The following is a 22,833-nucleotide window of genomic DNA, read 5'->3' as shown; positions in this document are numbered from 1 at the left end:
AGGCGCTTCTGGGGCTGGCCCTGTCTGTCGAGCGGCCCCTCTGGTGATCCTGTCCGGGAATTCGGTCGCCCATGCGCTGATGGCGCTCGGGGCGCAATACGCGGGCATCCCCTCGGCGGCCATCGCGCCGGCCTATAGTCTTGTCTCGACCGATTACGGCAAGCTCAAATCGGTGCGCGATCAGATCACGCCCGGCGCGGTCTTCGCCGATGACGTAACCCCCTTTCGGCCGGCAATCGACGCCGTCTTTGAGGATCTTCCGGTACTGGGCGTGGCGGGCGCGGGGCTGGCAATGTCGTGGGAGGATCTTTTGGCGACGCATCCGGGCGCCGGACTCGACGCCGCCAGCGCCGCTACTGGCCCCGATACGGTGGCCAAGTTCATGTTCACCTCGGGCACGACCGGCGCGCCCAAGGCGGTGATCCAGACCCAGCGGATGTTGTGCGCCAACATGGCGCAGGCGCAGGATTGCTATGCCTTTTCGCGTGACGAGCCACCGGTACTGATGGATTGGGCGCCGTGGAATCGCGTGGCCGCGGTAACAAAGTCTTCAACCTGGCGCTCTATAACGGCGGCACGTTCTATATCGACGACGGGCGGCCCGCGCCGGGCAGGATCGACGCGACCATCCGCAATCTGAAGGAGGTGAGACCGAACTGATTTTTCAACGTCCCCCTCGGGTATGAGCTGATGGTGGAAGAGATGAACCGCGATCCCGAATTCCAGGACGTGTTCTTCTCGAATATCAAGATATTGCTCTATGCCGGCGCGGCGATGGCGCAGCACACCTGGAATGAGCTTGAGAGGCTCTCGATCGAGGCGACGGGACGCCGGGCGGCGCTGTGTACCGGGCTGGGTGCGACCGAAACCGCGCCGTTCGCGCTGCTCTGTACCGATCCGCAGGATGCGCCGGGCAATATCGGGGTGGCGGCCAAGGGCCTCACGCTCATGCTGGTGCCGAACGAGGGCAAGCTTGAGGTGCGGGCCAAGGGGCCGAACGTGACCCCCGGCTATTGGCGCAACCCGGCCCTGACGGCCGAGGCGTTCGACGAGGAAGGGCTCTATTGCCTGGGCGACGCGCTGCGCTTCAAGGTGCCGGGCGATCCGGGGCAGGGGTTCTTTTTCGACGGTCGCGTGGCCGAGAAATTCAAGCTGGGCACCGGCACCTGGGTCGCCGTGGGTGCGGTGCGCGCAAAGCTGACCGATGCTCTTGGCGGGCTGGCGCGCGACGTGGTGATCGCGGGCGGAGGGCGTGACGAGCTGGCCGCGCTTCTGGTGCCGTTTCGCCCGGCGATGGAGCGCCTGGTGCCGGGGGGCGACGGGATGAGCGATGCCGCGCTGATCGCCGCGCCCGGGATCCGGGAGAAAACCGCGCGCCCGCTGGGGGCCTTCGCGGCGGTGGCAACCGGGTCCTCCATGCGGGTGAGGCGGGCGATCTATCTGAAGGCGCCACTCGACCTGGACAAGGGCGAGGTCACCGACAAGGGCTCGGTCAACCAGCGGGCGGTCCTGCGGGAACGCGGCGACCTGGTCGAGGCGGTTTATTCCGACGATCCCCGGGTGATCGTCGCAGCGAAAGGGTAAGGCATGGAACTGAAAGGACAATCGGCGCTGGTCACCGGCGGGGGGTCGGGTCTTGGCGAGGCGGTGGCGCGTATGCTGGCGGCTCGGGGCGCGCGAGTCGCGATCCTCGACCTGAATGACGAGAGCGCCAGCCGCGTCGCGGCCGAGATCGGCGGCATTGCCATGGCCTGCGACGTGGCCTCGGGGGACTCGGTGCGCCGGGCGCGGGAATATATCGCCGAGCATCAGGGCGACGCGCGGCTGGTGGTGAACTGTGCCGGGATCGGCACGGCCGGCCGGATGGTCAGCCGCGAGGGGGCGATGCCGCTTGCCGATTTCGAACGGGTGATCCGGGTCAACCTGATGGGCACCTTCAACGTAATGCGCCTGACGGGCGAGCGGATGATGCGGCTGCCTGCCCTGGCCGACGGCGCCCGTGGCGCCATCGTGAACACCGCTTCGGTCGCGGCCTTTGACGGGCAGATCGGGCAGGCGGCCTATGCTGCCTCCAAGGGCGGCATTGTGTCGATGGCATTACCGGCGGCACGGGAATTCGCGCGTTTCGGCATTCGGGTGAATACGGTTGCGCCGGGGATCTTTCTGACGCCAATGCTATGTACCCTGCCGGAGGAGGCGCAAAAAGCGCTGGCAGAGGGGATCCCTTACCCGTCACGGCTGGGAGATCCGGCGGAATTCGCGGACACCGTGCGTTACCTGCTGGAAAACCAGTATGTGAACGCCGAAGTGATCCGACTCGACGGCGCGGCGCGCCTGGCGCCGAAATAGCGCACGAGAGCATGTCGCACATAAGTGGGAACCGGTTCCCGTGCTCCTCGGACACGCGGGCTCAAAGAGTTCGCGTTTTGCCTTGCCCGATGTATACATGGCGCCGGAAGAGAATGTATACATGAGCAAGACAAGCGCCAACACGCATACGAAACGCGCCCTGCTGGAGTTGCGCGAGAAGATCATCAACGGCGAGATCCCGGGCGGCCGGCGTCTTTATGAGGTCGCAATGGCCGAGGCGCTCCAGGTTTCGCGCACGCCGGCGCGCGAGGCGATGTCGCGCCTTGCCGAAGAGGGGCTGCTTGAGCGCGCTTCGGGGGGCGGCTTTCTGGTGCGCACGTTCACGCCGGATGACGTGGTCGACGCGATCGAACTGCGCGGTGTCCTGGAGGGAACCGTGGCCCGCCTAGCCGCTGAACGCGGTGTCGGTCCCGCAGGTCTGGCCCCGGTCCACGCGACGCTGGACGCGCTGGATATTTGCTTCGGGAGTGAGATAGACGATGTCGATTTCGACAAGTATAGCGGGCTGAACCAGAGATTTCACGATCTTCTAGGCACCCTGTCCGGCAGCGCGATCATGACGCGCGAGCTGGACCGGGTAAAATCATTGCCGTTTGCTTCGCCCTCGGCCTTTGTACCGTCCCGGTCGGGTCGCCGGGCCTTTCGCCTGTCGCTGATCGTCGCGCAAAACCAGCATCGCGGCATCGTTCAGGCGATCGAGGCGCGCCAGGGCGCGCGCGCCGAATCCCTGGCCCGGGAACATGCCCGCATCGCCCGCGGGAGCCTCGACTATCTGCTGAGCTCAGACGAGGGCGGGGGCTTGCGTCTGCCCGGCCGCGGGATCGTGGTTGACTGATGTGCTGATCTGGCGGCGATGCTGGGGCGGTTCGGCAAAAGTGTATTCAATTTGCAGGAATTCGCTTGCAGTTTCTCTCAAAAATCGATGTCAATGTATACATTGATTGCAAAGGGAGGACTTCACCATGGCGGCATCGAGCCTGTAAGGTGTAATTCAGGAATCCGGAAACATCGTTTCGGTCCTGCGAAACTCTAAAATCGGGATGTATGTCTATCCGGTCGTGGCGCCGGAATTCTCGAACTGGCGTGACGAACAGCGCGCCTGGCGGGACAGCGCGGATCTCTTCGACCAGAGCCACCATATGGACGAACTCATCGTCGAAGGCCCGCAGGCCGGGGAATTCCTGGCTTGGCACGGCATCAACGCCTTCGGGAATTTCGCGCTCAACCGCGCCAAGCACTATGTCCCGGTCACACCGAACGGCCATGTGATCGGCGACCACATCATTTTCCGCGAGCGCGAGGACAAGTTCGTCCTGGTCGGGCGCGCGCCGACCTCGAACTGGCTGATGTTCTGCGCCGCCCATGGCAAATGGAACGTGCGCCTGCGCTACGATCCGCGCAGCCCCAGCCGCCCCGAGAGGGCGAGTGCGTGCTGCGCGAGCATTACCGGTTCCAGATCCAGGGGCCGGACGCGCCGAAGATCTTTGAAAAGATGAATGGCGGCCCGATCCCGGACATCAAGTTCTTCCATGTCGACTGGATCAATATCGGGTCGAAGAAGGTGCAGGCGCTGCGCCACGGCATGTCCGGCGCGCCGGGGCTGGAGATCTGGGGACCCCACAAGGACAAGGATTACATCCATTCGACCATCCTCCAGGCCGCCCGCGACGCCGGGGTGACTCTGGTGCAATGCGGCAGCCGCGCCTATTCGACCAACACGGTGGAATCCGGCTGGATCCCCAGCCCGCTGCCCGGCATCTATACCGGCGACGGCATGCTGGCCGAGTATCGCCAGTGGCTGGGCGCCGACAGCTACGAGGCCGCGGGCTCGATCGGCGGCAGCTTTGTGTCCGACAATATCGAGGATTACTACGTCAACCCGTTCGAATTGGGCTATGATTTCTATATCGGCTGGAAGAAGGACGACTTTGTCGGCAAGGCCGCGCTTGAGAAGCTCAGGGCCGAAGGGGCAAAGCGCAAGAAGGTCACCTTCGAGTGGAATTCCGAGGACGTGATGAAAGTCATCGCCGCCAATTTCGAGAGGGGCGACGCCTACAAGTGGATCGACTTCCCGGTGCCCAACTATGCCCCGTCCTCGGCGGACATGATCCTGCGCGACGGCAAAATGGTCGGCATGTCGATGTTCAACGGCTATTCCTATAACGAACGCTGCCTGCTGAGCCTTGGCGTGGTCGCGCAGGATGTGCAGGTCGGCGACGTGCTGGCGCTGGTCTGGGGCGAGCCGGATGGCGGCTCGGGCAAGACCTCGACAGAAGGGCACAAGCAGGCCGAGATCCGGGTGCGCGTATCGCCGACGCCCTATGCGGCCGAGGCGCGCGAAAACTACGCCGACAGCTGGCGGTCCAAGTCGTCCCTGTTGCAGGGTCAGGCGGGCGCGATCACATTATCGCGCCCGCCTGAGTTCCGCCCTAAAAAGATGAGCCCCGCCCGTTGGCGGCATACAGGATGACCGGAGGACGTTGTCCATCACGCCTCGATCCCGGGACATCCCACGCCGTATCCACCTGATCCGACTGCGCGCTTCCGGGAAATCACCCCCAAAACGTGGCGGGATTCTCGCGTTCAGGTCACCGGCAATCTCCGCACCCCCTCAGACCAACGGCCGTTTCCGGTGCCTGTTCGCGCCTTTGCCCGTCTCTGCCCGCTCATCAAACCTGCGGGCCTCGACGCGAAGAAATCCCGGAGGGCTTGATGCGCGCGCCGGGGACATGGGCGTTGGCAGGATGAGTTAGCCGGTCGGGCCGCTGGTATCAGGCCAAAATCTTCGGGTTCTGGAGTGATAGGGGATAGCCCCGGAATGATCCGTGGAAGCCTGCTTCATGCCGGGCGTATGTGCAACGCCCGGCATGGGGCTGGATCGCTCAGAACGGAATGTTGAGCGTTGCGAGAAACATCTGGTTCCAGCGGTTGCCATTCACCCCTTGGTGCCGTGTATAGTTGAGCACAAGCTGCTGGCCGGATTTTGCCGTGAATATTGTCCCGATCTGTCCGGCGACGTAGGTGTCCTCATCCACAAGGGCGTCGAGATCGTTGACATATTCATGTTCAAGCCCGAGCCAGGCATTGAACGCCCACTTGCCAGGGACAATCTGCTGCTGCACTCCGATATTGGCCCATTGGCCCAGACCATGCCGTAATCCTCGGTACTGCCGACCACACCCGAGCTGACGCGGCCAAAGCTGGCCGGGGTCGCCTCGATGCTGTTATGCTAGAAGTTATCCCCCCAGAACCGGCCGCAGGACCCAGCCCTCGGGCAGGGCCGCAATATGATCGCGGTCGAAGGTGCCGATCAGTTCGGCCTGGGCATAGAACCGGTCATCGTCCTGCACATGCCGGAAGCCGATGGCGGGAACCCGGATATCGGATTCGCCCCAAGAATATTCCGCCCGCGCCAAGGCGACCCAATTGTCGTTGAACTTGCGCAGCACATCGGCGCGGATCCCGTACCCGTCGCGCACCTCCGAGCCGGACCCGGCCTCGTCGATATCTAACTGCTCGGTGAAGACGCCGAAGCTGAGCATCGTGTCGGGGTTCGGAAATGTCATGTAATTAATAAAAAGGCTGGGGTTGTCCCCGTCCTGCTCAATCAGGTTGACCCGGCCGTTGGGCAGAGCGAGTGTCCCCTTGACGCACAGGTAGGATTTGCCGTCCGGCAGCGCCTTTTGCACCGAGAGCGACACAACAGGATCCGTGGACCCGTCTTCGAAGCCGGAGGTCGGCCCGCCGGGCGCGCTGGCGGCGGCGATGGTGCTGCGCGACTGGCCGATGCGGCCCTGGGTCGTGCCCCATTGTTCATGCGAGTAGAACGATGCCAAAAGGCCCGCCCGGCCAAGATTGATCTGGGCCAGTAAACCGGGCGGCAATGGCGGCATGCCCGGCGGCGGTCCCGCTTCGGGCGGGCCGTCCTGCGCCATTGCGGCGCCCGCGCTCAGGCAACAGGCGATTGCCCCGCAGCTCAACATGGTTCTGATCTTCATGTGTCCCTCCTCCGTTGGCTTTCTTGTGTGGCGGCACAACTCCGCCGGTCCACCGCCGTGAGTTGGGCAGCGGGTGTGGTCTCTTTCTTCGGTTGCGGACGGGCCGCCCACTCTTCAGCCGGACATATCCGGCGCCCTGAAACCGCCGAACGCGGCGTCGCAAGCCTTGGCAAAAGCCAACGGCGAGCGGTCTTCCTGCAGCGGCCCGACGATCTGCAGCCCGCCCAGCAATTCGGGCAGCGGACGCACTGTGGCCGGCAAATGCGCCAGTGTGGCCAGCCCCGGCCAGAACAGGTTTTCACTGTAGGGCCGTGTCTTATCGCCAACCTGCAATACCCGGCCTATCTGGGTTGCCGGGCCGTGGCCGTCGCCGATCTGATGCGGAAAGGCCGTGCCCATCGCGACCGGGCACAGCAGCACGTCGTAGTCGGCGAACCAGTCGCCCCAGGCGGCAATCAGCCGGGCCTGCCGTTCGGCGAGAGCGGCGAAATCGACCATGCTGGCGCGCACCGCACGGGCGATCTGCCGCGGCAGGTTGCCGTCGGGGTGCGCGGCGGCGGCGGCCTCGTAGGCGGCCAGCTCCGGTTCGGGCAGTCCGGCACCGATCACCGCGAACAGCATGTCGATTTAAAGCGCGTCACTGCCTTGCATATGCATCGGCGGCGCGGACAGACGGGTAACCTGGGCCCCCTCGCTGGCAAGCGCATCGGCAAAACCGCCGATCGCGGCGGCATAGGCCGGGTCCACCGGGAAACCTTCGGTCAGCGCGGCCACGCGGAAATCCGACAGGCGGTCATGGCGCGGTTTCGGCAAGGTCAGCGTCCAGGCGCCCTGCCCCCCCGGTCAACAGCCCAAGCGCCAGGTCCAGATCCTCGGCCGAGCGCGCCAGCGGCCCGCAGACCGCCAGGGGCGAGGGCGGCAGCGCGCCGGGCATGGGCGGGATATGGCCGCGCGAGGGCACGATTCCATAGCTGGGTTTGTGCCCCCAGACTCCGCAGTAATGCGCCGGGATGCGGATCGAGCCGCCGATATCGCTGCCCAGTTCCAGCGGCGTGAAACCCGCCGCCAAAGCCGCCGCCGCCCCGCCCGAGGACCCGCCGACCGTGCGCTCAGGGTTCCAGGGATTGCGGGTGAGACCGTGGATCGGGTTGTAGCTTTGATGGTCCGATGCCGCGACCGGCACATTGGTCTTGCCATAGATCACCGCCCCGGCGGCACGCAGGCGGGTGACGGCATCGGCATCGCGCTCGGGGCGATGCCCGGCCAGATCAGGGATCCCGGCGGTGGCGTAGAAACCGGCCACCTCATAGGTGTCCTTGATCGTCATCGGCAACTCGTTCAGCGGGCGGGTGCCATCGCGTTGCGCATCCGCTTCGCGCGCGGCCTCAAGCGCAGTTTCGGCGTTCAGCTCGATCACGGCGTTGGTCTCGCCATCGAGCCGGGCCTGACGCGCCAGCAGATGCTCCAGCGTTCGACCGCGCCGATCCGGCCCGCGATCGCCAGCCACAGGCCGCGCGGCGCCAAAAGCAGCACCACCACGGCCGACACGCCCATCACAATTCAGTATTGCCCGCCGGAATACCCGGCCGCCGCCGTGCCCGCCGCCGTCAGGCAGAGCAGGATCAGGTGCAGGCGGCGCACATCCACCCCGGCGCTGATCGCCGCGGCTTCGTTTTCGCGCAGGGCCAGCATCGCCAGGCCCGGCTTGGTGCGCAGGAACACCCGCAGCGCCACCACCAGCGCCACCGCGCCGAAGGCGGCGATGGCAAAGGCCGGGCGCTCCGGCTCTCCGGACAGCATCTCGCCGCCGGGGCGCAGGATCATGCCGCGGGTGCCGCCCAGCCATTGTGCCTTGGCCGCAAGCTGCATCCGGATCTCGGCCACCACCCACATGCCAACTGCGAAATAGGCATGCTTGAGGTGGAACATCACCATCCCCAGCGGGATCGCCACCAATCCGACCAGCAGCGGCACGACGGCCAGAACCAGCCAAAGCGGGATCGCCGTCTGGTGGGCCACGAAAAACAGCGTATAGATGCCAAGGCCCACAAAGGCCTGATGGCCCAGCGAGATCTGCCCGGCGAACCCGGCCAGCAGGTTCCACATCTGCGCCAGCAGGATGATCACCAGCACCTCGCAGAGCAGGAAGTGCGAGCCGGAGTCGATCAGCGTCGCGCCGAGAACGGCCACGATCAGCCTCCCCGAGATGGCGCGCAGCACCAGGGTGATGAAAACCACCAGATGCACGTAAAGCAGCCCGGCATTGCCATCGAAGCGCGCGCTGACGACCTGGGTAAGGCCCAGCAATAGCCCCGCCGCCAGGGCACCGCGGATCGATCCGATACTGCCCAGCACCACCACCTCGTCGGCGGCAGCGCAGGCGCGGGTGACGTCCTGATCGACGATCACCAGCGACACGCCCTGGGCGCGGACCGCAGCTAGCGCGGCATAGACCTCGGACACCACCATCGGCGACAGACCCAGTGAAATCTCGTCACAGAACAGGATATCGGGGTTCGAGGTCAGCGCCCGACCGATGGCCAGCATCTGCTGCTGCCCGCCCGACAGGGTGGCGGGGCGCTGTCTGCGCCGCTCGGCCAGGGCTGGGAACAGGCCATAGACCGTGGCCAGATCCCAGGGGCCATTGCGGCCGATCATCAGGTTTTCCTCGACGCTGAGGCTGTCGAACAGCAGCCGCCCCTCGGGCACCAATGCCAACCCGCAGCGCGAAGCCGCGCGCGGGTTGCCTTTGGGCAGCGCCGTGCCGTCCAGCGTGATCGTGCCCTGCCAGTCGGGCACCAGCCCGCAAAGCAGCCGCAACAGCGTGGATTTCCCGGCCCCGTTCGCGCCCACCAGCGCGACGGACCGCCTCGCCTGGACGCTCATCGTCGCATCCGAGAGCGCGCGGAACTGGCCGTGCCAGACCGACAGCCCCTCAATGTGCAGCGATATCGTCCGGCAGCAACACGCGCGGGCGTGCCGCCACCGCCTTGGCCAGTTCCAGCCGCTTGCGATCCAGAAGCCCGAGCGCCCCGGCCATCGTGCCCGCCTTGTCGCCAAGCCCCACCTGCCGCAGGGTGTCGGCGCAGCAGCCTTCGGCGTCCTGGCGATGCAGGCCGGCCCCGAACAGGGCCGACAGCAACACGTTGTCATGCACGCTGAGCCGGGCGAAGCATTGCGGGATCTGCGCGGCGCGGGCGATGCCGGCGACGACCCTTGCATGCGGCGCCATGCGTGTCACATCGCGCCCCTCAAAGCTCAGGCTGCCGTCGCTGATCGAATGATCGCACGCCAGCAGCGCCAGCAAGGTGCTCTTGCCGGCACCGTTCGGCCCGATCAGCCCGACGCTTTCGCCGATCCGCAGGTCCAGGTCGACCCCATCCACGGCACGGATAGCCCCGAACCGCTTTGTCGCCCCCTGAACCTGCAGCAATACCGTTTCCGGCCGCGTCATCAGGCACCGCCCAACGGGATCATTTCGGCATCCGGCGCGATTTGCGGCATGGTGGCGTTGTTCACCACCTGCAATTCATAGGGATGCTTGCCCCCGAGCGTGCGCCACTGGCCGCCGCCGATACCGGTCATCGCCACGCTCTTGACCGGGCTGTGGGCGAAATCGACCGGACCCGCCACGGTCTTGGCTTGAAGCTCGGCGATGCCGTCGCGCAGCGAATCGGGGTCGAGCGGATCTGCGGCATTGGCAATCGCCGCCAGCCCGACCTCCCACAGCGCATGGCCATAGCCCAGCGGCTGCGTCCACTGTGCGCCGGTATCGGTTTCCCACTCGGCGGCCAGATCACCGGCCGACTGACCCGCGATCGACGACCCGAACGGAAAGCGCGGCGTCCACCAGACTTCGGTCGCCAGCCCGTCGACGGTATCGCCCAGGGCGGCCAGCGGGCCGGGGAACAGGAACGCCGCCGCCATCGCACAGGCCTTGGGAGTCAGCCCTGCCTGGGCCACCTGGTTCCAGAACGGAATGAAGTGGTTGGGATACATGAAGCCCGACAGGATATCCGCCTGCGCCTCGCGGAACTGGGCGACGGCGCAGGAAAAGTCGTTGGTCGCTTCCTGGAACTTGCCCGCGGTGATCTCGTCATAGCCACCGGCCTTCAGCGCCGCCGGCAGACCGGCCTTGGAATGCATCAGGCCCTGTCCGGCGGGGGTGTCGAGGTAAAGCGTGCCAACCTGCGTGTTGGTATCCAGCATGTCGAACATCTGGACAAAATGGTCAGCACCGTGTCCGACCCGGCAAAGAAGTGGAACGTTTAGGGGAAGCCCTTGTCCGGATTGCCGCCACGCGGGAACATCCAGCCTTGCCAGGGCATCATGGTCGAGATCGTCGGCACCCGGCGCGCATCGGCCAGCTCGCCAATGGCAATCGCCGCGGCGCCGTCCTGTACCAGAATCAGGTTGCAGCGTTCGCGCAGCACCAGCTCTTGCGCGACGGTGGCCGAGCGGTTCACGTCGGACTGGTTGTCGCGGATCACCAGTTCGACGTCATAAGTCTTGCCGTTATGGCTCAGCCCGTTCGCCAGATGCCGCTTCATCCGCTCGATGGTCCAGGATTCCGTCTCGCCAAAGGCTGACCGGAAACCCGACAGCGACCCGATATATCCGATTTTGACCGTGGACCCTTATGCGCAGGCGATAGCTGGTGCAAAAAGCCCGCTGACGGTTGCCGCCGCCCCGTATCCCAGAACGCCTCGGCGGGATACGCCCCAGCGGCTATCGTTGATGGTCATGTTCTCTCTCCCTGTCCTGCGGCATTTTCTTGGGTGTGCGACTTCTTGTCGGCATCGTATGCTACCACTGGTAACTTTTCCGCAAAAGATATACACACGTCAACGATTCTTTGCATTAACCCCTCTTGACGATCCGCCCCGCGGCTTGTGTGACCCGGCGCCATAGCATAAGCCGATGGCAAATAACCGGGCCGGACGGACGACAAATCAGGACAGGAGGCCGTAATGGTAGCCACCCAGAAGAGCGCGAAAACCGACGGCTATCATCACAACGATCTGCCCAAGGCCCTGATGGACGCCGCGCTTGACCTGATGGTTGAACGCAATGGCCCGCATTTTTCGCTGCGGGAACTTGCCCGGACCGTGGGTGTCACGCACCCGTCGGTCTATCGCCATTTCAAGGACAAGTCCGCGCTGCTCGACGCGCTCATGGAGCGCGGTTTCGACAAGCTGCGCAGCTATCAGGCCGAGGCGCAGGGCCGGGCGCCCGCGACCGCCCTCGATCAGCTGAATGCTATCGGCACGGCCTATGTGCGTTTCGCGCGGGAGAATGCCGGGTTCTTTTCGCTGATGTTCGCCAGCTTCCGGGGGGCGAACAACGAAGTCGGCGCCCGCAATCGTTTCAACGCCGATTCCCTTGAAACGCTCTTTCAGGCGATCGAGCGGTGCCAGCGCGAGGGCATACTCATTCCCGGCGATCCCGGGCGCATCGCGGGCTACCTGATCCTGGCACCGCACGGGCTGGCATCCTACACGACACAGGGGCTCGATTTCGACCACGCCTCCGGCACCTCGCTGGAGCTGCCGGAGGCCGAGACTCTGGCGCGGTTGTCGGTCATTCCGCTGCTGCGCACCCCGCCCGATGCCGACTGGCTCTCCGGCATCTTCCACGGGGCGACCTGAAGGCAAAGCGGATCACGCGGCCGGTCAGGCTGCTGGCGGAAACGTCAGATGCAATTCCCCGGGCACGCGGAATTCCCATCCGCCGAAGCCCCCGGTCCGAAAAAGGGCCTGCCCCTCGGCAGACCTTTCGCGTTTCCCGTTCTGTATCCGGCGCTTACCGCTTGTAGGGATGCTCCAGCGCCGACAGCACCTTACCCGCGCAAAGCCCGAATCCCACGCGCAGCCCGTCGCCCCTGGCGGCACCCGCCAACGTCAGCGTATCGCCATCCTCAAGGAAGCTCCGGGTTTCGCCCGTGTCCAGCGCCAGCGGCTCCTTCCCGCCCCAGCTTAGCTCCAGCAGCGAGCCACGCTCGGGCCTGGTCGGCCCGGAAATCGTGCCGGAACCCAGCAGGGCTCCACCCGCATCCGCAGCGTCGAGCCTTCGGTCAACAGCGCCGTCAGCGCATCGCGAAACTCGGCCCACGCTTCTGGCCCCAGCTCCATGAAGGCATTCCACGAAGACCGCGCGAAGACGGGCGACTCGCCAGCGGTCAGGGTGGCCGCCTCCTCCAGCGCCGTCACATCGACGATCTGGTCGCCGATGGCCACGCCGCAGCGCGGGCCGGAGCCGTCAGTGGAAAACACCCCGTAGGGCAGTTTGTTCAGGGGGAATTCGGTTTCGGCGGAATTGGCACTTTCCACCCAGGAGCGGCGAAAGGCTGTCATGCTGTCCTCACTCGGCATCGGGTTGGTGTTCCGGGCGCGCCGCGTCAAAGGCCAGCAGGGCCAGCACCAGCACCAGCCGGGCGTTGAGCGCGTCGCTCGCGGCCTTCGACCGGCCCTCGTGGGCGGCCAGCAACTCGGCGTAGAAATCGTCCGCGCCGGGAATGTTGGGCGTCAGGATCAGGTCGGGCATGGCTCACTCCCTGCCGATGGCGCGCGCCACGGCGGTCTGGACGGCGGTCTCGTCATATGCCGACCAGCGCGCGGCGACATGCTGGTCGGGACGGATCAGATAGACGGCGGCTCCGGCATCGCCGAGGTATCGCTTCCGGATCTCCGGCGTCGCCTGCACCGCCAGCCGGTCCACAGTCAGCTCCCCGACCGGGAGGCTTTCGGGCGCATCGGCCCCAATGGTCAGCATCGTGAAACGCCCGTCAAGCCCGGATAGCAGGTGGTCGTCGTCCAGCGGAGCGTCGGCACAGGTCGCACCGGGGCGCGAGCGCGACGACCCGTCGGGCAGCGCGTCGGGCGTGTTCAGGGCTGAGCCGTCATAGACGCAGGGCACGCTGAGCCGGCCCGAATTCACCAGCGGCCGGGCGAATTCGTAATGCTCGGACAGGTCCAGCACGGCATCGCGCAAGATCCGGCTCATATCGGACTTCGGCGTGATGAAATCCGTGGAGCGAGAGGAATTCAGGATATTCTCGTCGGCGCCGAGAATGCGTTCGTTATCATAGCTGTCCAGCAGGCTTTCGGGCGCGGTGCCCTCTATCACCAGTTTCAGCTTCCACGCCAGGTTGTCGGTGTCCTGCACCCCGGAATTCGCCCCAAGCGCGCCGAACGGGCTGACCTGATGGGCGGAATCACCCGCAAAGATCACCCGGTTGTGGCGGAACTTTTCCATCCGGCGGCACTGGAAGCTGTAGATCGAGACCCATTCCAGCTCGAACGTCATATCCTCTCCAAGCATGGCTTTCAGGCGCGGAATGACGTTCTCGGGTTTTTCTCTTCTTCCTTGTCAATGTCCCAGCCCAGTTGCAGGTCGATCCGCCAAACGCCGTCGGGCTGCTTGTGCAGCAGCGCCGACTGGCCCCGGTTGAACGGCGGGTCGAACCAGAACCAGCGTTCGGTCGGGAAATCGGCCTCCATCACCACATCGGCGATCAGGAAGTTGTCCTCGAAGACGCGGCCCACGAAGTCGAGCGCCAGCATCTTGCGGGTCTCGGACCCGGCCCCGTCGCAGGCGATCAGCCAGTCGGTTTCCAGCTTGTATTCGCCCTCGGGGGTGCCGACAGCCAGGTTGACATGATCACCCTTGTCGGTGACCCGCAGCACTGTGTTGCCCCCTGGAGCTCGATCGGAGCGCCGGCGGCCTGCAACGCGCGGACCCGGTTCACCAGATATTTCTCGAAATAATACTGCTGCAGGTTGATGAAGGCGGGAAACTCGTGCCCGCCCTCTGGCAAGTGGTCGAATTCATAGACCTTGCGGCTGTCGAAGAAGACCTTGCCAAGGTCCCACTCGACGCCCTTTTCCACCATGTCGTGACCACAGCCGAGCCGGTCCAGGATATCCAGCGGGCGCTTGGCGAAACAGATCGCGCGGCTGCCGAAGCTGACCTTGTCGTTGTCGTCCAGAACCACCACCTCGATCCCCTGCTGCGCCGGGTCGATGGTGGCCGCCAGCCCGATGGGCCCCGCCCCAATCACCACCACCTTGCGGCACGCCGGGGTCGCGGCGTCCTGATCCGGGGATCGTTCATAGGCATAAAGCGGCACCTCGAAGCTCTTCTTGTCGGTTATCCGGTTCACTCCGCCTCCTCCCCGAGGATCAGTCCGTGAAATAGGCCGCGATACGCTCTGAGGACCATGATCAGGAACGGATCGCGCATCGCCTTACCCCTGCAACTGCTCCCACATCTCCAGATCGCGCGCGACGGTCCAGATCCGCGGTGTGTCGATCCCGCGCGCCTCGTCATAGGCGCGGGCCACGTTGAAGGGCAGGCAATGTCCATAGATCGCATAGTCGGCGAATTTGGGATCGCATTCCGCGCGCACCGCATTTCAGGCGTCCTTGAGCGAGCCCCCGCGCGCCGCCACCCGCGCCAGGGGCCGATAGGTGCTGTCCACGAAATCGCGGGTATTTTCCAGCGCCGCGTTCACCATGTTCTTGCCCACCAGCGCATCGCCCCGGCCCGGCAAGTGGATCACCGCGTCGCCCGCCGTATGGGCACGGCCCGGATGCATGATATCCACCCGCCGGTTGCCCGGGTAGACTGTCATCGCATCGGAAAAGATCGTGGTGGGCCAAGTCAGCCCCGGAATGCTCTCATGTTCCTCGAACAGACGCGGGAAGCGCTGGAACTCGCCGTCCCAGTCCTCCTGTCCGCGCTCGACCACCATCGACCGGGCCACGTCCGACATGATCACCTGCCCGGCACTATAGGCCGAGGCGCCCAGCACCCGCACCGCGTGATAATGGGTCAGCGCCACATGGCTGATCGGCTTGTCGGTCACCTCGCGGATGCATCCGATCACCTTGTTCGCCAGGCGCGGCGTCGCCTGTGCCTCGACGATCATCACCGAATCATCGCCGATGATGACGCCGGAATTGGGGTCTCCCTCGGCGGTGAAGGCCCACAGCCCCTCACCCACCTCGGTAAAGGAAATCTCTTTTTCGGTCATGTCCCCTGGGACGCGAATGCCTTTGCCATGATTCGGTTCTCCCGTGCAGATCGCGCGTTGTGACGGTGCGGCCACTTGCCCCTTTCCGTCGGTCTTGCCCCACGATATCGTTGCAAATGCAACAAACTGCAAGGATCTCCCGCAGATGGGTATCGACGACTTCCGACTAGCCCGCTTTCTGCCCTACCGGCTTGCGGTCCTGTCCGAGCGAATCAGCCGCCGCCTCTCGGCGATCTACGGCGCCGAGGCGGGGCTGTCGGTGGCCGAATGGCGGGTGATGGTGCACCTGGCGCGCTGCCGCGAGGTTTCGGTGCGCGAGATCCACAATTGCGTGAATCTCGACAAATCCCGCGTCAGCCGTGCGGTGACCCGGCTGGAAACGGCGGGGCTGGTGCAGAAAACCGGCAGCCCCACCGACCAGCGCCTGCTGGCGATCTCGCTCAGCCCCGAAGGCTGGCACCTGCTTGACCGGATCGTCCCGCCCACCGTGGACTATGAGGCGCGGCTGCTCGCGGCGCTGAGCGATGCCGACTGCGCCGCGCTCGACACGATCATCGAAAAGCTGCACCGGGTATTGGATGCCGACCCCGAGGCGCGCCCGCGTTCCGTCCTCGACCTGCCGCAGCCGCCGGACGCAGGCGATGCATCCGCACCGAATGACGCGACCATCGACCGGACACCCTGAGCCCGGACAGGAAGAGGTATCGCGGGCCGGGCCTTCCGCCCGCCGAGACGCGCCGCATTCAGGCCAGGCCCAACCGTGCGACGGCCCGACCCACGGCTTGCACGAAGAACTGGACCGCGAGGGTCTCGGCCTCATCCGTCCGTATCATCAGCCCGACCGGGCCTTCCGTCAGCCCCGTGGCAACCGGCAGGCGGACAAGCTGCCCCTGCTCGACCTCACGTGCCACGACACCGGCGGAAATGAACCATATCGCATCGCTGCCCGGCATATAGGCGCGCCCGAACGCGCCCGAGACGGTCTCGATCCGGCGCGCCGGCATCGGCACCCCTTCGGCAATCAACAGCCGCTCGACAAAGGGCCGGATCGCGGCCCATGGCGCGGGGTAGATCACCGGCCACTCCACGATCCGGCGCAGATCGGGATCGGCGAGGATCGGATGGCCGGGGCGCACCACGACGGCGACCTCCTCAAGATACAGCTGGGTAAAACTGAGCCCGCGCATCGTTTCCGGCGCGCCCAGACGGCCGATGACAAGATCCAGATCGCCGGCCCGCAGCATCCCCGTCAGTTGCCCGTGCGAGCCATCCGCGATGGTCAGGCGCAACTCGGGCGCCAGGCTCGTAAGCTGGGTGACGGCCTCGGGCATCAGCCGCGCCGCGACCGACGGCAACGCCCCCACGCGCAATTGCATGGCCCCTTCACGCCCCGCCTCCCCGATCCCCGCGAGGCCCTGCTCCAGGGCGGACAGGCTGGATTGAGCATAGCCGTGAAAGAACTCTCCCTGCGCGGTCAGGGAAACGCCGCCGCGGCCCCGCCTCAGCAGCTCCGCCCCGACGATCTCTTCCAGTTCCGACAACGTGCGCGAGATCGCGGGCTGCGTCAGGAACAGCCGTTCGGCGGCGCGTTTCATGCTGCCTTGCCGGACGATCTCGGTCAGGGCCTGCAAGTGGCGTATCTTGATGCGGCGATCCATGGTTTCCAAAACTGACAAGTATATCGACGATTATATCATTTTACTTGGCATTTTCTATAAATGATATTGACCGAAATGGGAGGAAAGCATGCGCACACAAGTCGCCATCTTCGGCGGGGCCCCCTCGGGGTTGCTGTTGGGGCAGCTCTTGCATCTTCGCGGTATCGACGCGGTGGTGCTGGAGCGCAAGACCCGCGACCATGTGCTGGGCCGCATCCGGGCGGGGGGTCTGGAAAACGGTCTTGTCGATCTCTTGCAGGAAGCCGGTGTGGCGGGTCGGCTGCATGCCGGGTGCCATGTGCACGATAGCACCCGGATCGCCGTTTCCGGCGAGGTGTTTCACGTTGATTTCAAACAACTGACTGGAAAGGTCGCCGAAAATTATGTGGGGTTGCCTAACCGATGAGGACAGCCACAGTGAACGGGGCCGAGTTGCATTATGCGGATCAGGGGCCAAGGGACGGCAAGGCGGTGGTTTTCGCCAATTCCCTGGGGACGGATTTCCGGTTGTGGGATGCCTTGCTGCCGCATTTGCCGCCCGGGCTGCGGCTGGTGCGCTATGACATGCGCGGGCATGGCCTGTCACAGGAAACCCCCGGCCCCTACAGCATCGGCCAACTTGCCGATGACGTGGCCGGGCTGATCGGCCATCTTAGCCTGTCGGACGTGGTTTTCGTGGGGCTTTCGATCGGCGGCCTTGTCGGGCAATCGCTGGCGGCGCGGCGCGGCGGTTTGCTGCGGGGGCTGGTGATTTCGAACAGTGCCGCGAAAATTGGCGACGCGGAGGTGTGGCAAGCCCGTATCGGCGCGATCCGCGACGGCGGTATCCGGGCGATTGCCGAGCCCACGATGGACCGCTGGTTTTCCCCTGCGTTCCGGGCCTCGGGGGCGGATGCGCCGTGGCGGCGGATGCTGGAACGCCAGTCGGTGGCGGGTTATATTGCCTGTTGCGAGGCGATCGCTGCGGCCGATCTGCGGCACGCCACCGCAAAGCTGGCCCTGCCGGTGCAGCTGATCGGCGGCGGTGCCGACGGCGCGACGCCGCCCGAAACGGTGCAGGCCACCGCCAACCTGATCACGGCGGCGCGGCTGGAGGTTATGGCCGGTGCGGGGCATCTTCCCTGTGTCGAAGCGCCCAAAGCCTATGCCGATATTCTAATTCGTTTTCTGAAGGAGCTTGGGCATGTCTGACAGTTTGATCCGTGGCGTACAGGTTCGGCGCGAGGTTCTGGGCGACGACCATGTGAACCGCGCCAGAACGGTGCAAACCGATTTCGACCAGCCCTTTCAGGACCTGATCACCCGCTGCGCATGGGGCACAGTCTGGGCCAGTGACGGCCTCAGCCGTCGCGACCGCTCGATGCTGACGCTGGCGCTGTTGGCCGCGACCGGGAATTTCGAGGAGATTCCCATGCATATCCGTGCAACGGCGCGCACCGGCGCCACCCGGAAGGACGTGCAGGAGGCTTTTCAGCATGTTGCCATCTATGCCGGGGTGCCCCGCGCCAACCATGCGCTGAAACTGGCCAAGGAAACCTATACCGAAATGGACGCCGAACAGGAGGCCAACCAATGAAACCCGCCGAATACTATCAGCGCGACCGGACCTTGCAGCCGCCCGCACTGGTGCCGGATTACAAGACATCGGTGGCGCGAAGCCCGCGTTATTCTCTGATTTCACTGGAAAATTCCATCAGTGAGATCACCGGGCCGGTGTTTGGCCATAATGATATCGACCCGGTGGATAACGACCTGCTGCGCAATTACGCCACGGCGGGCGACCCTGTGGGCGAGCGGATTATCGTGCATGGCCGGGTGCTGGACGAGAATACGCGCCCGGTGCCGGATACGCTGGTCGAGATCTGGCAGGCCAATGCCTCGGGCCGCTACCGGCACCGCAAGGACCAGTATCTTGGCGCGCTCGACCCGAATTTCGGCGGCTGCGGCCGAACGCTGACCGACGCCAACGGTTATTACGTCTTTCGCACCGTCAAGCCCGGCGCGTATCCGTGGCGCAACTGGGTTAATAACTGGCGCCCCGCGCATATTCACTTTTCGGTCTTCGGGTCCGGCTTTGCACAGCGGTTGATCACGCAGCTTTATTTCGAGGGCGACCCGCTGATCCCGCACTGCCCCATTGTCAAGACGATCCCGGACCCGGACGCGATCGAGCAACTGATCGCGAAGCTGGACCTGAATGCGACGGTGCCGCTGGACTCCATCGCCTACAAGTTCGACATCGTTCTGCGCGGCCGCCGTTCGACCCTGTTCGAAAACCGGCTGGAGGGAAACTGATGCCGCAAAAACTGGAATATCTGCGCGAAACCGCCTCGCAAACCGCCGGCCCCTTTGTCCATATCGGGCTGGCACCGGGGGCGGCTGGCTTTGACATCTATCGCGAGGAACTTGGCCATGACATTGCCGGACCGAATGCCCAGGGCGAACGCATCCGGGTTGAGGGGCAGGTGATCGACGGCACGGGTTCGCCTGTCAAGGATGTGCTGCTGGAGGTCTGGCAGGCCAATGCCGCCGGCTGTTACGCCCATCCCGAAGGCGGCGGCCCGGTCGAAGAGGGGTTTCGCGGCTGGGGCCGTGTCATCACCGATTTCGAGACCGGCGAATGGGGGTTCGACACCGTGAAGCCGGGCGCGGCAATGGGGCGGGGCGGACGCATGATGGCGCCGCATCTGAACTTCTGGATTGTCGCGCGCGGCATCAATATCGGCCTGAACACGCGGATGTATTTCAGCGACGAAGACGCCGCCAACGCCGCCGACCCGACCATTAACCTGATTGAATGGGAGAGGCGCCGCGCCACCCTGATCGCCGCCAGGGCGGAGCGGGACGGCGCCCCCGTCTATCGTTTCGACATCCGCCTGCAAGGCGATGACGAGACAGTTTTCTTCGACATCTGAGGTTTGATCATGACCGCCCCCTGCATCATCTGCGTGGCCATCACCGGCTCCGTCCCGACCAAGGAGAACAACCCGGCGGTGCCGATCACCATCGCCGAACAGGTCGAGTCCACCCAGGAGGCGTTCGAGGCGGGCGCCACCATCGCGCATTGCCATGTCCGCGACGACGCCGGCAAGCCGACCAGCGACCCCGGGCGCTTTGCCGCGCTGAAGGAGGGGCTGGAAAAATATTGCCCCGGCATGATCATACAGCTTTCGACCGGCGGCCGTTCCAGCGCGGGGCCGGAGCGCGGGGGCATGCTGGGGCTTGCGCCGGATATGGCCTCGCTGTCCGTTGGCTCGAACAATTTTCCCGCTCGGGTCTATGAAAACCCGCCCGATCTGGTAGATTGGCTGGCTGCGGAGATGCGCGCCCGGGACGTCAAGCCGGAAATCGAGGCCTTCGATCTGTCCCACATCTTTCAGGCCGCGAAAATGCATGATGACGGCCGGATCAGGGAGACGCCCTATGTGCAATTCGTTATGGGCGTCAGGAATGCCATGCCGGTGGACCGCGAGGTGTTCGATTTTTACATCCGCACGGTCAAGCGCCTGTTTGGCGAGGATGCGCCGTGGTGTGCGGCGGGTATCGGCGGCGGCCAGATGGTCATCAACGAATGGTCGATCTCGTCCGGCGGCCATGCCCGGACGGGGCTGGAAGACAATGTGCGGCTGGACCGTGATCGGCTGGCCCCCTCGAACGCCGCGCTGGTCAGGCGCGCCGTGGAACTGTGCGACAGATACGACCGCCCTGTCGCAAACTGGCGGAAGGCCCGCGAAATACTGGGGCTGCGGAGCACATGACACTGAATGACGGCCTTTTTGGCGACGATAAGCTGCGCGGTATCCTGTCGGCGCCGGCCCAGGTGGCGGCGATGTTGCGGGTAGAGGCCGCGCTGGCGCGGGTGCAGGGCGCGCTTGGAATAATCCCCGAGGCGTCGGCCAGGTCGATTTCGTCGACGGCAGAGGCGCTGAGCCCCGATCCGGCAAGCCTGACGGCGGCCACCGCGATGTCGGGCATCGCCGCGCAATCCGTTGCCGGGGCGCTGAAAATGGCGTGCGGCGAGGATGCGGCCCGGGCGCATTTCGGGGCCACGTCGCAGGATATTCAGGATAGCGGCCTGGTTCTGCAACTGCGTGAGGCGCTGGTAGTTCTTGAGGGGCGGCTTGGCAGGCTTGATAAAATCTTTACCCTGAAAGCGGCGCGCTATGCCGATCAGCCGATTCCGGCCCGCACGCGTTTCCAGATCGCCGCCCCGACCACGCTGGGGGCCAAGATTGCCGTGTGGCGCGCGCCTCTGGCCCGGCATCTGGCGCGGCTATCGGAGTTGCGCCCGCGATTGCTGAATGTCTCGCTTTATGGCGCGGCGGGGACTGGCGCGGCGCTGGCACCGCGCATGCCGGACGTCCGCGAGGCACTGGCCGCCGAGCTTGACCTTGGCGCGCAGGCCATTCCGTGGCACGCGGCCCGTGACGGCATGGCGGAACTTGGTGGCTGGCTGGCGCTGGTCTCGGGCACGCTTGGTAAATTCGGTGCCGATCTGGTCTTGCTCGGGCAGTCCGGGATTGGCGAAGTCAGCGCGGGACCCGGCGGCGGGTCATCCACCATGCCGCAAAAATCCAACCCGGTCGCGGCCGAAGCTCTGGTCGGCATCGCCCGCCTGAACGCCGGTGCCGCCGGCACGCTGTATCAGGCCATGATCCACGCGCAGGAACGCGATGGTTCCGCCTTGGCACTGGAATGGCAGACGCTGCCCGAAATGATCATTCGCACGGGCGCCGCGCTGCGCCACGCGCTTGAGCTGGCCGAAGCCCTTGCCCCGTGCCCGGACCGGATCAATGCCAGTTTCGCAGGCGACCGCGGCGCAATGCTGGCCGAGGCGGCGGGGTTCCATCTGGCCCGCCACATGCCTCGGGAAAAGGCGCTGAAGCTTGTGTCGGAGGCGCTGGCCGGGATCGCCGCCAATGACAGCGAAACGCTCGCCGGTGCGTTGGCGCGGCTCGCCCCGGGCCATGATTGGCCAAGTATTCTGGCGCCTGAAAACAATACCGGCGATGCGGAGACACAGGCCCGACTGCCCGACGGGAGTGGGTAAAACTAGGGGGTCATTCGGCCGTCTGCCCGGTACGAAGAGATCGCAAGACAGCTTCGATGTCGCTGGCCGTAGTTGGTCAGATTGTCCATGTTGTTCGCAAGGTATGAACAAAGCTCCCGGCCCCGGGCTTGCAGGAGGCCCTTCACCGCGCCTCGACATGTTGAACGCGCATCGAACTATGCCACCGGTCGAGGATGTGGCGGACCTGTCCCCCAACAGCGTCGCGCACGAGGTTTGGCAGAGCCGCTTCCCGGAAGGAATATCGTGCCGCGAGTTCCGCCTGAAGGCGTTGCAGTTCCGGGGTCGACCTGTCCGGAAAAAGTGAGCGAGAGGCGAAAGCGGCCCGCCTAAAGCAATGAACGACAGCGTTACGACTGTTTCAACGAAAAGTCGAAACGCTGTAGGAAGACGTCAGATCTGGCATTGCAGGCGCGGCGGCGATGAGCTCGATCTCGGGATCGCGCGAGGCCAGCGCCTCGGTGAAGACGCCGGCATCGGCCACGGGCCGGTGCGGGGCACGCATGGCGGGGGCTTCTGCGTGATGTCGGATCGTGTCGCCCCGGGGCGGCGCACCGCCCCGGGATGGGTTTAGGCCGCGGGCAGCGCGATCGCCTGCGCCGCGGCACCGTCGCGCGCGCCGTAATGCACCAGGACCTTTGCTGCGAGCTCGGCCCCCTGTCGCCCGGCCGTGGCGACATCCTCGCCAAGCGCGAGCGCGCCGAG

At 65.2% G+C, this 22,833-nt stretch carries 26 protein-coding genes and 6 pseudogenes; 15 read left to right on the top strand and 17 right to left on the bottom strand.

Annotated elements, in window-relative coordinates:
- The first annotated feature begins 43 nt into the window (after positions 1–43).
- From Q0X85_RS19780 to Q0X85_RS03275, 6 genes and pseudogenes are all read left to right on the top strand, one after another.
- Positions 44–640 carry an AMP-binding protein gene (locus tag Q0X85_RS19780; RefSeq protein ID WP_366129202.1) on the top strand — a complete coding sequence of 199 codons (597 nt, stop codon included), beginning with the start codon at positions 44–46 and terminating at the stop codon, positions 638–640.
- Between the two features lie 41 nt (positions 641–681).
- A pseudogene (locus Q0X85_RS19775) lies at positions 682–1,584 on the top strand (AMP-binding protein); the annotation flags it as partial.
- A gap of 3 nt (positions 1,585–1,587) precedes the next feature.
- Entirely contained in the window at positions 1,588–2,349 is a 762-nt protein-coding gene (locus tag Q0X85_RS03290; RefSeq protein WP_297768932.1) for an SDR family NAD(P)-dependent oxidoreductase, read from the top strand.
- A 121-nt stretch (positions 2,350–2,470) separates the two neighbouring features.
- On the top strand, positions 2,471–3,205 hold the full coding sequence (locus Q0X85_RS03285) for a GntR family transcriptional regulator (RefSeq protein ID WP_297768930.1): 735 nt from the start codon (positions 2,471–2,473) through the stop codon (positions 3,203–3,205).
- Positions 3,206–3,410: 205 nt separating this feature from the next.
- A complete protein-coding gene (locus tag Q0X85_RS03280; protein WP_297768927.1) occupies positions 3,411–3,866 on the top strand; it encodes a hypothetical protein in 456 nt (151 codons plus the stop codon).
- Positions 3,863–4,840 (top strand): hypothetical protein, encoded by a 978-nt coding sequence (locus Q0X85_RS03275; protein WP_366129199.1) that lies wholly within the window; start codon positions 3,863–3,865, stop codon positions 4,838–4,840. The genes Q0X85_RS03280 and Q0X85_RS03275 overlap by 4 nt, the downstream gene beginning before the upstream one ends.
- 412 nt (positions 4,841–5,252) lie before the next feature.
- Here Q0X85_RS03275 and Q0X85_RS03270 read toward each other — a convergent pair whose 3' ends face one another.
- From Q0X85_RS03270 to Q0X85_RS03225, 10 genes are all read right to left on the bottom strand, one after another.
- Complete coding sequence (locus Q0X85_RS03270; RefSeq protein WP_297768922.1) at positions 5,253–5,492, bottom strand: hypothetical protein; 240 nt, start codon at positions 5,490–5,492, stop codon at positions 5,253–5,255.
- Between the two features lie 114 nt (positions 5,493–5,606).
- The gene (locus tag Q0X85_RS03265; RefSeq protein ID WP_297768920.1) at positions 5,607–6,368 is read right to left on the bottom strand and encodes a hypothetical protein; all 762 of its coding nucleotides are present in this window, start codon (positions 6,366–6,368) and stop codon (positions 5,607–5,609) included.
- A 114-nt stretch (positions 6,369–6,482) separates the two neighbouring features.
- Positions 6,483–6,989 (bottom strand): hypothetical protein, encoded by a 507-nt coding sequence (locus tag Q0X85_RS03260; protein ID WP_297768917.1) that lies wholly within the window; start codon positions 6,987–6,989, stop codon positions 6,483–6,485.
- Positions 6,990–6,995: 6 nt separating this feature from the next.
- The gene (locus tag Q0X85_RS03255; RefSeq protein WP_297768914.1) at positions 6,996–7,181 is read right to left on the bottom strand and encodes a hypothetical protein; all 186 of its coding nucleotides are present in this window, start codon (positions 7,179–7,181) and stop codon (positions 6,996–6,998) included.
- Entirely contained in the window at positions 7,162–7,875 is a 714-nt protein-coding gene (locus Q0X85_RS03250) for an amidase family protein (protein WP_297768912.1), read from the bottom strand. Before Q0X85_RS03250 ends, Q0X85_RS03255 begins: the two co-directional genes overlap by 20 nt.
- A gap of 53 nt (positions 7,876–7,928) precedes the next feature.
- Complete coding sequence (locus Q0X85_RS03245; protein ID WP_297768974.1) at positions 7,929–9,299, bottom strand: ATP-binding cassette domain-containing protein; 1,371 nt, start codon at positions 9,297–9,299, stop codon at positions 7,929–7,931.
- A 4-nt stretch (positions 9,300–9,303) separates the two neighbouring features.
- Entirely contained in the window at positions 9,304–9,822 is a 519-nt protein-coding gene (locus Q0X85_RS03240) for an ATP-binding cassette domain-containing protein (RefSeq protein ID WP_297768909.1), read from the bottom strand.
- Positions 9,822–10,586: an ABC transporter substrate-binding protein gene (locus Q0X85_RS03235; protein ID WP_366129195.1), complete on the bottom strand. Its 765-nt coding sequence runs from the start codon at positions 10,584–10,586 to the stop codon at positions 9,822–9,824. The genes Q0X85_RS03240 and Q0X85_RS03235 overlap by 1 nt, the downstream gene beginning before the upstream one ends.
- 50 nt (positions 10,587–10,636) lie before the next feature.
- Positions 10,637–10,990, bottom strand: a complete 354-nt coding sequence (locus Q0X85_RS03230) for an ABC transporter substrate-binding protein (protein ID WP_297768969.1) — start codon at positions 10,988–10,990, stop codon at positions 10,637–10,639.
- Positions 10,991–11,005: 15 nt separating this feature from the next.
- Positions 11,006–11,113, bottom strand: a complete 108-nt coding sequence (locus tag Q0X85_RS03225) for a twin-arginine translocation signal domain-containing protein (protein WP_297768907.1) — start codon at positions 11,111–11,113, stop codon at positions 11,006–11,008.
- Positions 11,114–11,338: 225 nt separating this feature from the next.
- Here Q0X85_RS03225 and Q0X85_RS03220 point away from each other — a divergent pair, with 225 nt between their 5' ends.
- Positions 11,339–12,016, top strand: a complete 678-nt coding sequence (locus Q0X85_RS03220) for a TetR/AcrR family transcriptional regulator (protein ID WP_297768904.1) — start codon at positions 11,339–11,341, stop codon at positions 12,014–12,016.
- A 154-nt stretch (positions 12,017–12,170) separates the two neighbouring features.
- Here Q0X85_RS03220 and Q0X85_RS03215 read toward each other — a convergent pair.
- The 4 genes and pseudogenes from Q0X85_RS03215 to Q0X85_RS03200 form a co-directional block, all read right to left on the bottom strand.
- Positions 12,171–12,721 (bottom strand): annotated as a pseudogene (locus Q0X85_RS03215) (hypothetical protein).
- Between the two features lie 7 nt (positions 12,722–12,728).
- A complete protein-coding gene (locus tag Q0X85_RS03210; RefSeq protein ID WP_297768902.1) occupies positions 12,729–12,911 on the bottom strand; it encodes a DUF2783 domain-containing protein in 183 nt (60 codons plus the stop codon).
- Between the two features lie 3 nt (positions 12,912–12,914).
- Positions 12,915–14,529: pseudogene (locus tag Q0X85_RS03205) on the bottom strand (FAD-dependent oxidoreductase).
- An 84-nt stretch (positions 14,530–14,613) separates the two neighbouring features.
- Positions 14,614–15,431, bottom strand: a pseudogene (locus tag Q0X85_RS03200) (MBL fold metallo-hydrolase).
- 116 nt (positions 15,432–15,547) lie between these two features.
- Between Q0X85_RS03200 and Q0X85_RS03195 the strand changes: the two are divergent.
- Positions 15,548–16,087 (top strand): MarR family winged helix-turn-helix transcriptional regulator, encoded by a 540-nt coding sequence (locus tag Q0X85_RS03195; RefSeq protein ID WP_297768900.1) that lies wholly within the window; start codon positions 15,548–15,550, stop codon positions 16,085–16,087.
- Positions 16,088–16,145: 58 nt separating this feature from the next.
- On the opposite strand, the gene pcaQ is transcribed toward Q0X85_RS03195, so the two are convergent.
- Entirely contained in the window at positions 16,146–17,060 is a 915-nt protein-coding gene (pcaQ, locus tag Q0X85_RS03190; protein ID WP_297768897.1) for a pca operon transcription factor PcaQ, read from the bottom strand.
- Positions 17,061–17,148: 88 nt separating this feature from the next.
- Between pcaQ and Q0X85_RS03185 the strand changes: the two are divergent.
- The 7 genes and pseudogenes from Q0X85_RS03185 to Q0X85_RS03155 form a co-directional block, all read left to right on the top strand.
- Positions 17,149–17,430: pseudogene (locus tag Q0X85_RS03185) on the top strand (FAD-dependent monooxygenase); the annotation flags it as partial.
- Between the two features lie 32 nt (positions 17,431–17,462).
- The gene (pcaD, locus tag Q0X85_RS03180; RefSeq protein WP_297768894.1) at positions 17,463–18,251 is read left to right on the top strand and encodes a 3-oxoadipate enol-lactonase; all 789 of its coding nucleotides are present in this window, start codon (positions 17,463–17,465) and stop codon (positions 18,249–18,251) included.
- Positions 18,244–18,636: a 4-carboxymuconolactone decarboxylase gene (pcaC, locus tag Q0X85_RS03175; protein WP_297768891.1), complete on the top strand. Its 393-nt coding sequence runs from the start codon at positions 18,244–18,246 to the stop codon at positions 18,634–18,636. Before pcaD ends, pcaC begins: the two co-directional genes overlap by 8 nt.
- Positions 18,633–19,355, top strand: coding sequence for a protocatechuate 3,4-dioxygenase subunit beta (gene pcaH, locus Q0X85_RS03170; RefSeq protein ID WP_297768888.1), 723 nt, complete (start codon positions 18,633–18,635; stop codon positions 19,353–19,355). Before pcaC ends, pcaH begins: the two co-directional genes overlap by 4 nt.
- Positions 19,355–19,975, top strand: a complete 621-nt coding sequence (pcaG, locus tag Q0X85_RS03165; protein WP_297768886.1) for a protocatechuate 3,4-dioxygenase subunit alpha — start codon at positions 19,355–19,357, stop codon at positions 19,973–19,975. The genes pcaH and pcaG overlap by 1 nt, the downstream gene beginning before the upstream one ends.
- Before the next feature lie 9 nt (positions 19,976–19,984).
- On the top strand, positions 19,985–20,818 hold the full coding sequence (locus Q0X85_RS03160; RefSeq protein WP_297768884.1) for a 3-keto-5-aminohexanoate cleavage protein: 834 nt from the start codon (positions 19,985–19,987) through the stop codon (positions 20,816–20,818).
- Positions 20,815–22,110 (top strand): lyase family protein, encoded by a 1,296-nt coding sequence (locus Q0X85_RS03155; RefSeq protein WP_297768881.1) that lies wholly within the window; start codon positions 20,815–20,817, stop codon positions 22,108–22,110. Before Q0X85_RS03160 ends, Q0X85_RS03155 begins: the two co-directional genes overlap by 4 nt.
- Positions 22,111–22,127: 17 nt before the next feature.
- On the opposite strand, the pseudogene Q0X85_RS03150 reads toward Q0X85_RS03155, so the two are convergent.
- Together Q0X85_RS03150 and Q0X85_RS03145 are read right to left on the bottom strand one after the other, a co-directional pair.
- Positions 22,128–22,360: pseudogene (locus Q0X85_RS03150) on the bottom strand (ISKra4 family transposase); the annotation flags it as partial.
- A 129-nt stretch (positions 22,361–22,489) separates the two neighbouring features.
- Positions 22,490–22,633 carry a hypothetical protein gene (locus Q0X85_RS03145; RefSeq protein ID WP_297768878.1) on the bottom strand — a complete coding sequence of 48 codons (144 nt, stop codon included), beginning with the start codon at positions 22,631–22,633 and terminating at the stop codon, positions 22,490–22,492.
- Positions 22,634–22,833: the final 200 nt, after the last annotated feature.

It is taken from the genome of uncultured Roseovarius sp., from assembly GCF_947259555.1.
GTDB lineage: Bacteria > Pseudomonadota > Alphaproteobacteria > Rhodobacterales > Rhodobacteraceae > Roseovarius.
Note: the sequence above shows the minus strand (reverse complement) of the source record. Positions and strands in the feature narration are given on the sequence as shown.

What these genes read in the sequence shown, in the direction of transcription:
- Q0X85_RS03290 (WP_297768932.1), top strand. Translation starts at nt 1,588, where the DNA reads ATGGAACTGAAAGGACAATCGGCGCTGGTCACCGGCGGGGGGTCGGGT.
- Q0X85_RS03285 (WP_297768930.1), top strand. Translation starts at nt 2,471, where the DNA reads ATGAGCAAGACAAGCGCCAACACGCATACGAAACGCGCCCTGCTGGAG.
- Q0X85_RS03280 (WP_297768927.1), top strand. Translation starts at nt 3,411, where the DNA reads ATGTATGTCTATCCGGTCGTGGCGCCGGAATTCTCGAACTGGCGTGAC.
- Q0X85_RS03275 (WP_366129199.1), top strand. Translation starts at nt 3,863, where the DNA reads ATGAATGGCGGCCCGATCCCGGACATCAAGTTCTTCCATGTCGACTGG.
- Q0X85_RS03265 (WP_297768920.1), bottom strand. Translation starts at nt 6,368, where the DNA reads ATGAAGATCAGAACCATGTTGAGCTGCGGGGCAATCGCCTGTTGCCTG.
- Q0X85_RS03260 (WP_297768917.1), bottom strand. Translation starts at nt 6,989, where the DNA reads ATGCTGTTCGCGGTGATCGGTGCCGGACTGCCCGAACCGGAGCTGGCC.
- Q0X85_RS03240 (WP_297768909.1), bottom strand. Translation starts at nt 9,822, where the DNA reads ATGACGCGGCCGGAAACGGTATTGCTGCAGGTTCAGGGGGCGACAAAG.
- Q0X85_RS03235 (WP_366129195.1), bottom strand. Translation starts at nt 10,586, where the DNA reads ATGTTCGACATGCTGGATACCAACACGCAGGTTGGCACGCTTTACCTC.
- Q0X85_RS03225 (WP_297768907.1), bottom strand. Translation starts at nt 11,113, where the DNA reads ATGACCATCAACGATAGCCGCTGGGGCGTATCCCGCCGAGGCGTTCTG.
- Q0X85_RS03220 (WP_297768904.1), top strand. Translation starts at nt 11,339, where the DNA reads ATGGTAGCCACCCAGAAGAGCGCGAAAACCGACGGCTATCATCACAAC.
- Q0X85_RS03210 (WP_297768902.1), bottom strand. Translation starts at nt 12,911, where the DNA reads ATGCCCGACCTGATCCTGACGCCCAACATTCCCGGCGCGGACGATTTC.
- Q0X85_RS03195 (WP_297768900.1), top strand. Translation starts at nt 15,548, where the DNA reads ATGGGTATCGACGACTTCCGACTAGCCCGCTTTCTGCCCTACCGGCTT.
- pcaQ (WP_297768897.1), bottom strand. Translation starts at nt 17,060, where the DNA reads ATGGATCGCCGCATCAAGATACGCCACTTGCAGGCCCTGACCGAGATC.
- pcaD (WP_297768894.1), top strand. Translation starts at nt 17,463, where the DNA reads ATGAGGACAGCCACAGTGAACGGGGCCGAGTTGCATTATGCGGATCAG.
- pcaC (WP_297768891.1), top strand. Translation starts at nt 18,244, where the DNA reads ATGTCTGACAGTTTGATCCGTGGCGTACAGGTTCGGCGCGAGGTTCTG.
- pcaH (WP_297768888.1), top strand. Translation starts at nt 18,633, where the DNA reads ATGAAACCCGCCGAATACTATCAGCGCGACCGGACCTTGCAGCCGCCC.
- pcaG (WP_297768886.1), top strand. Translation starts at nt 19,355, where the DNA reads ATGCCGCAAAAACTGGAATATCTGCGCGAAACCGCCTCGCAAACCGCC.
- Q0X85_RS03160 (WP_297768884.1), top strand. Translation starts at nt 19,985, where the DNA reads ATGACCGCCCCCTGCATCATCTGCGTGGCCATCACCGGCTCCGTCCCG.
- Q0X85_RS03155 (WP_297768881.1), top strand. Translation starts at nt 20,815, where the DNA reads ATGACACTGAATGACGGCCTTTTTGGCGACGATAAGCTGCGCGGTATC.
- Q0X85_RS03145 (WP_297768878.1), bottom strand. Translation starts at nt 22,633, where the DNA reads ATGCGTGCCCCGCACCGGCCCGTGGCCGATGCCGGCGTCTTCACCGAG.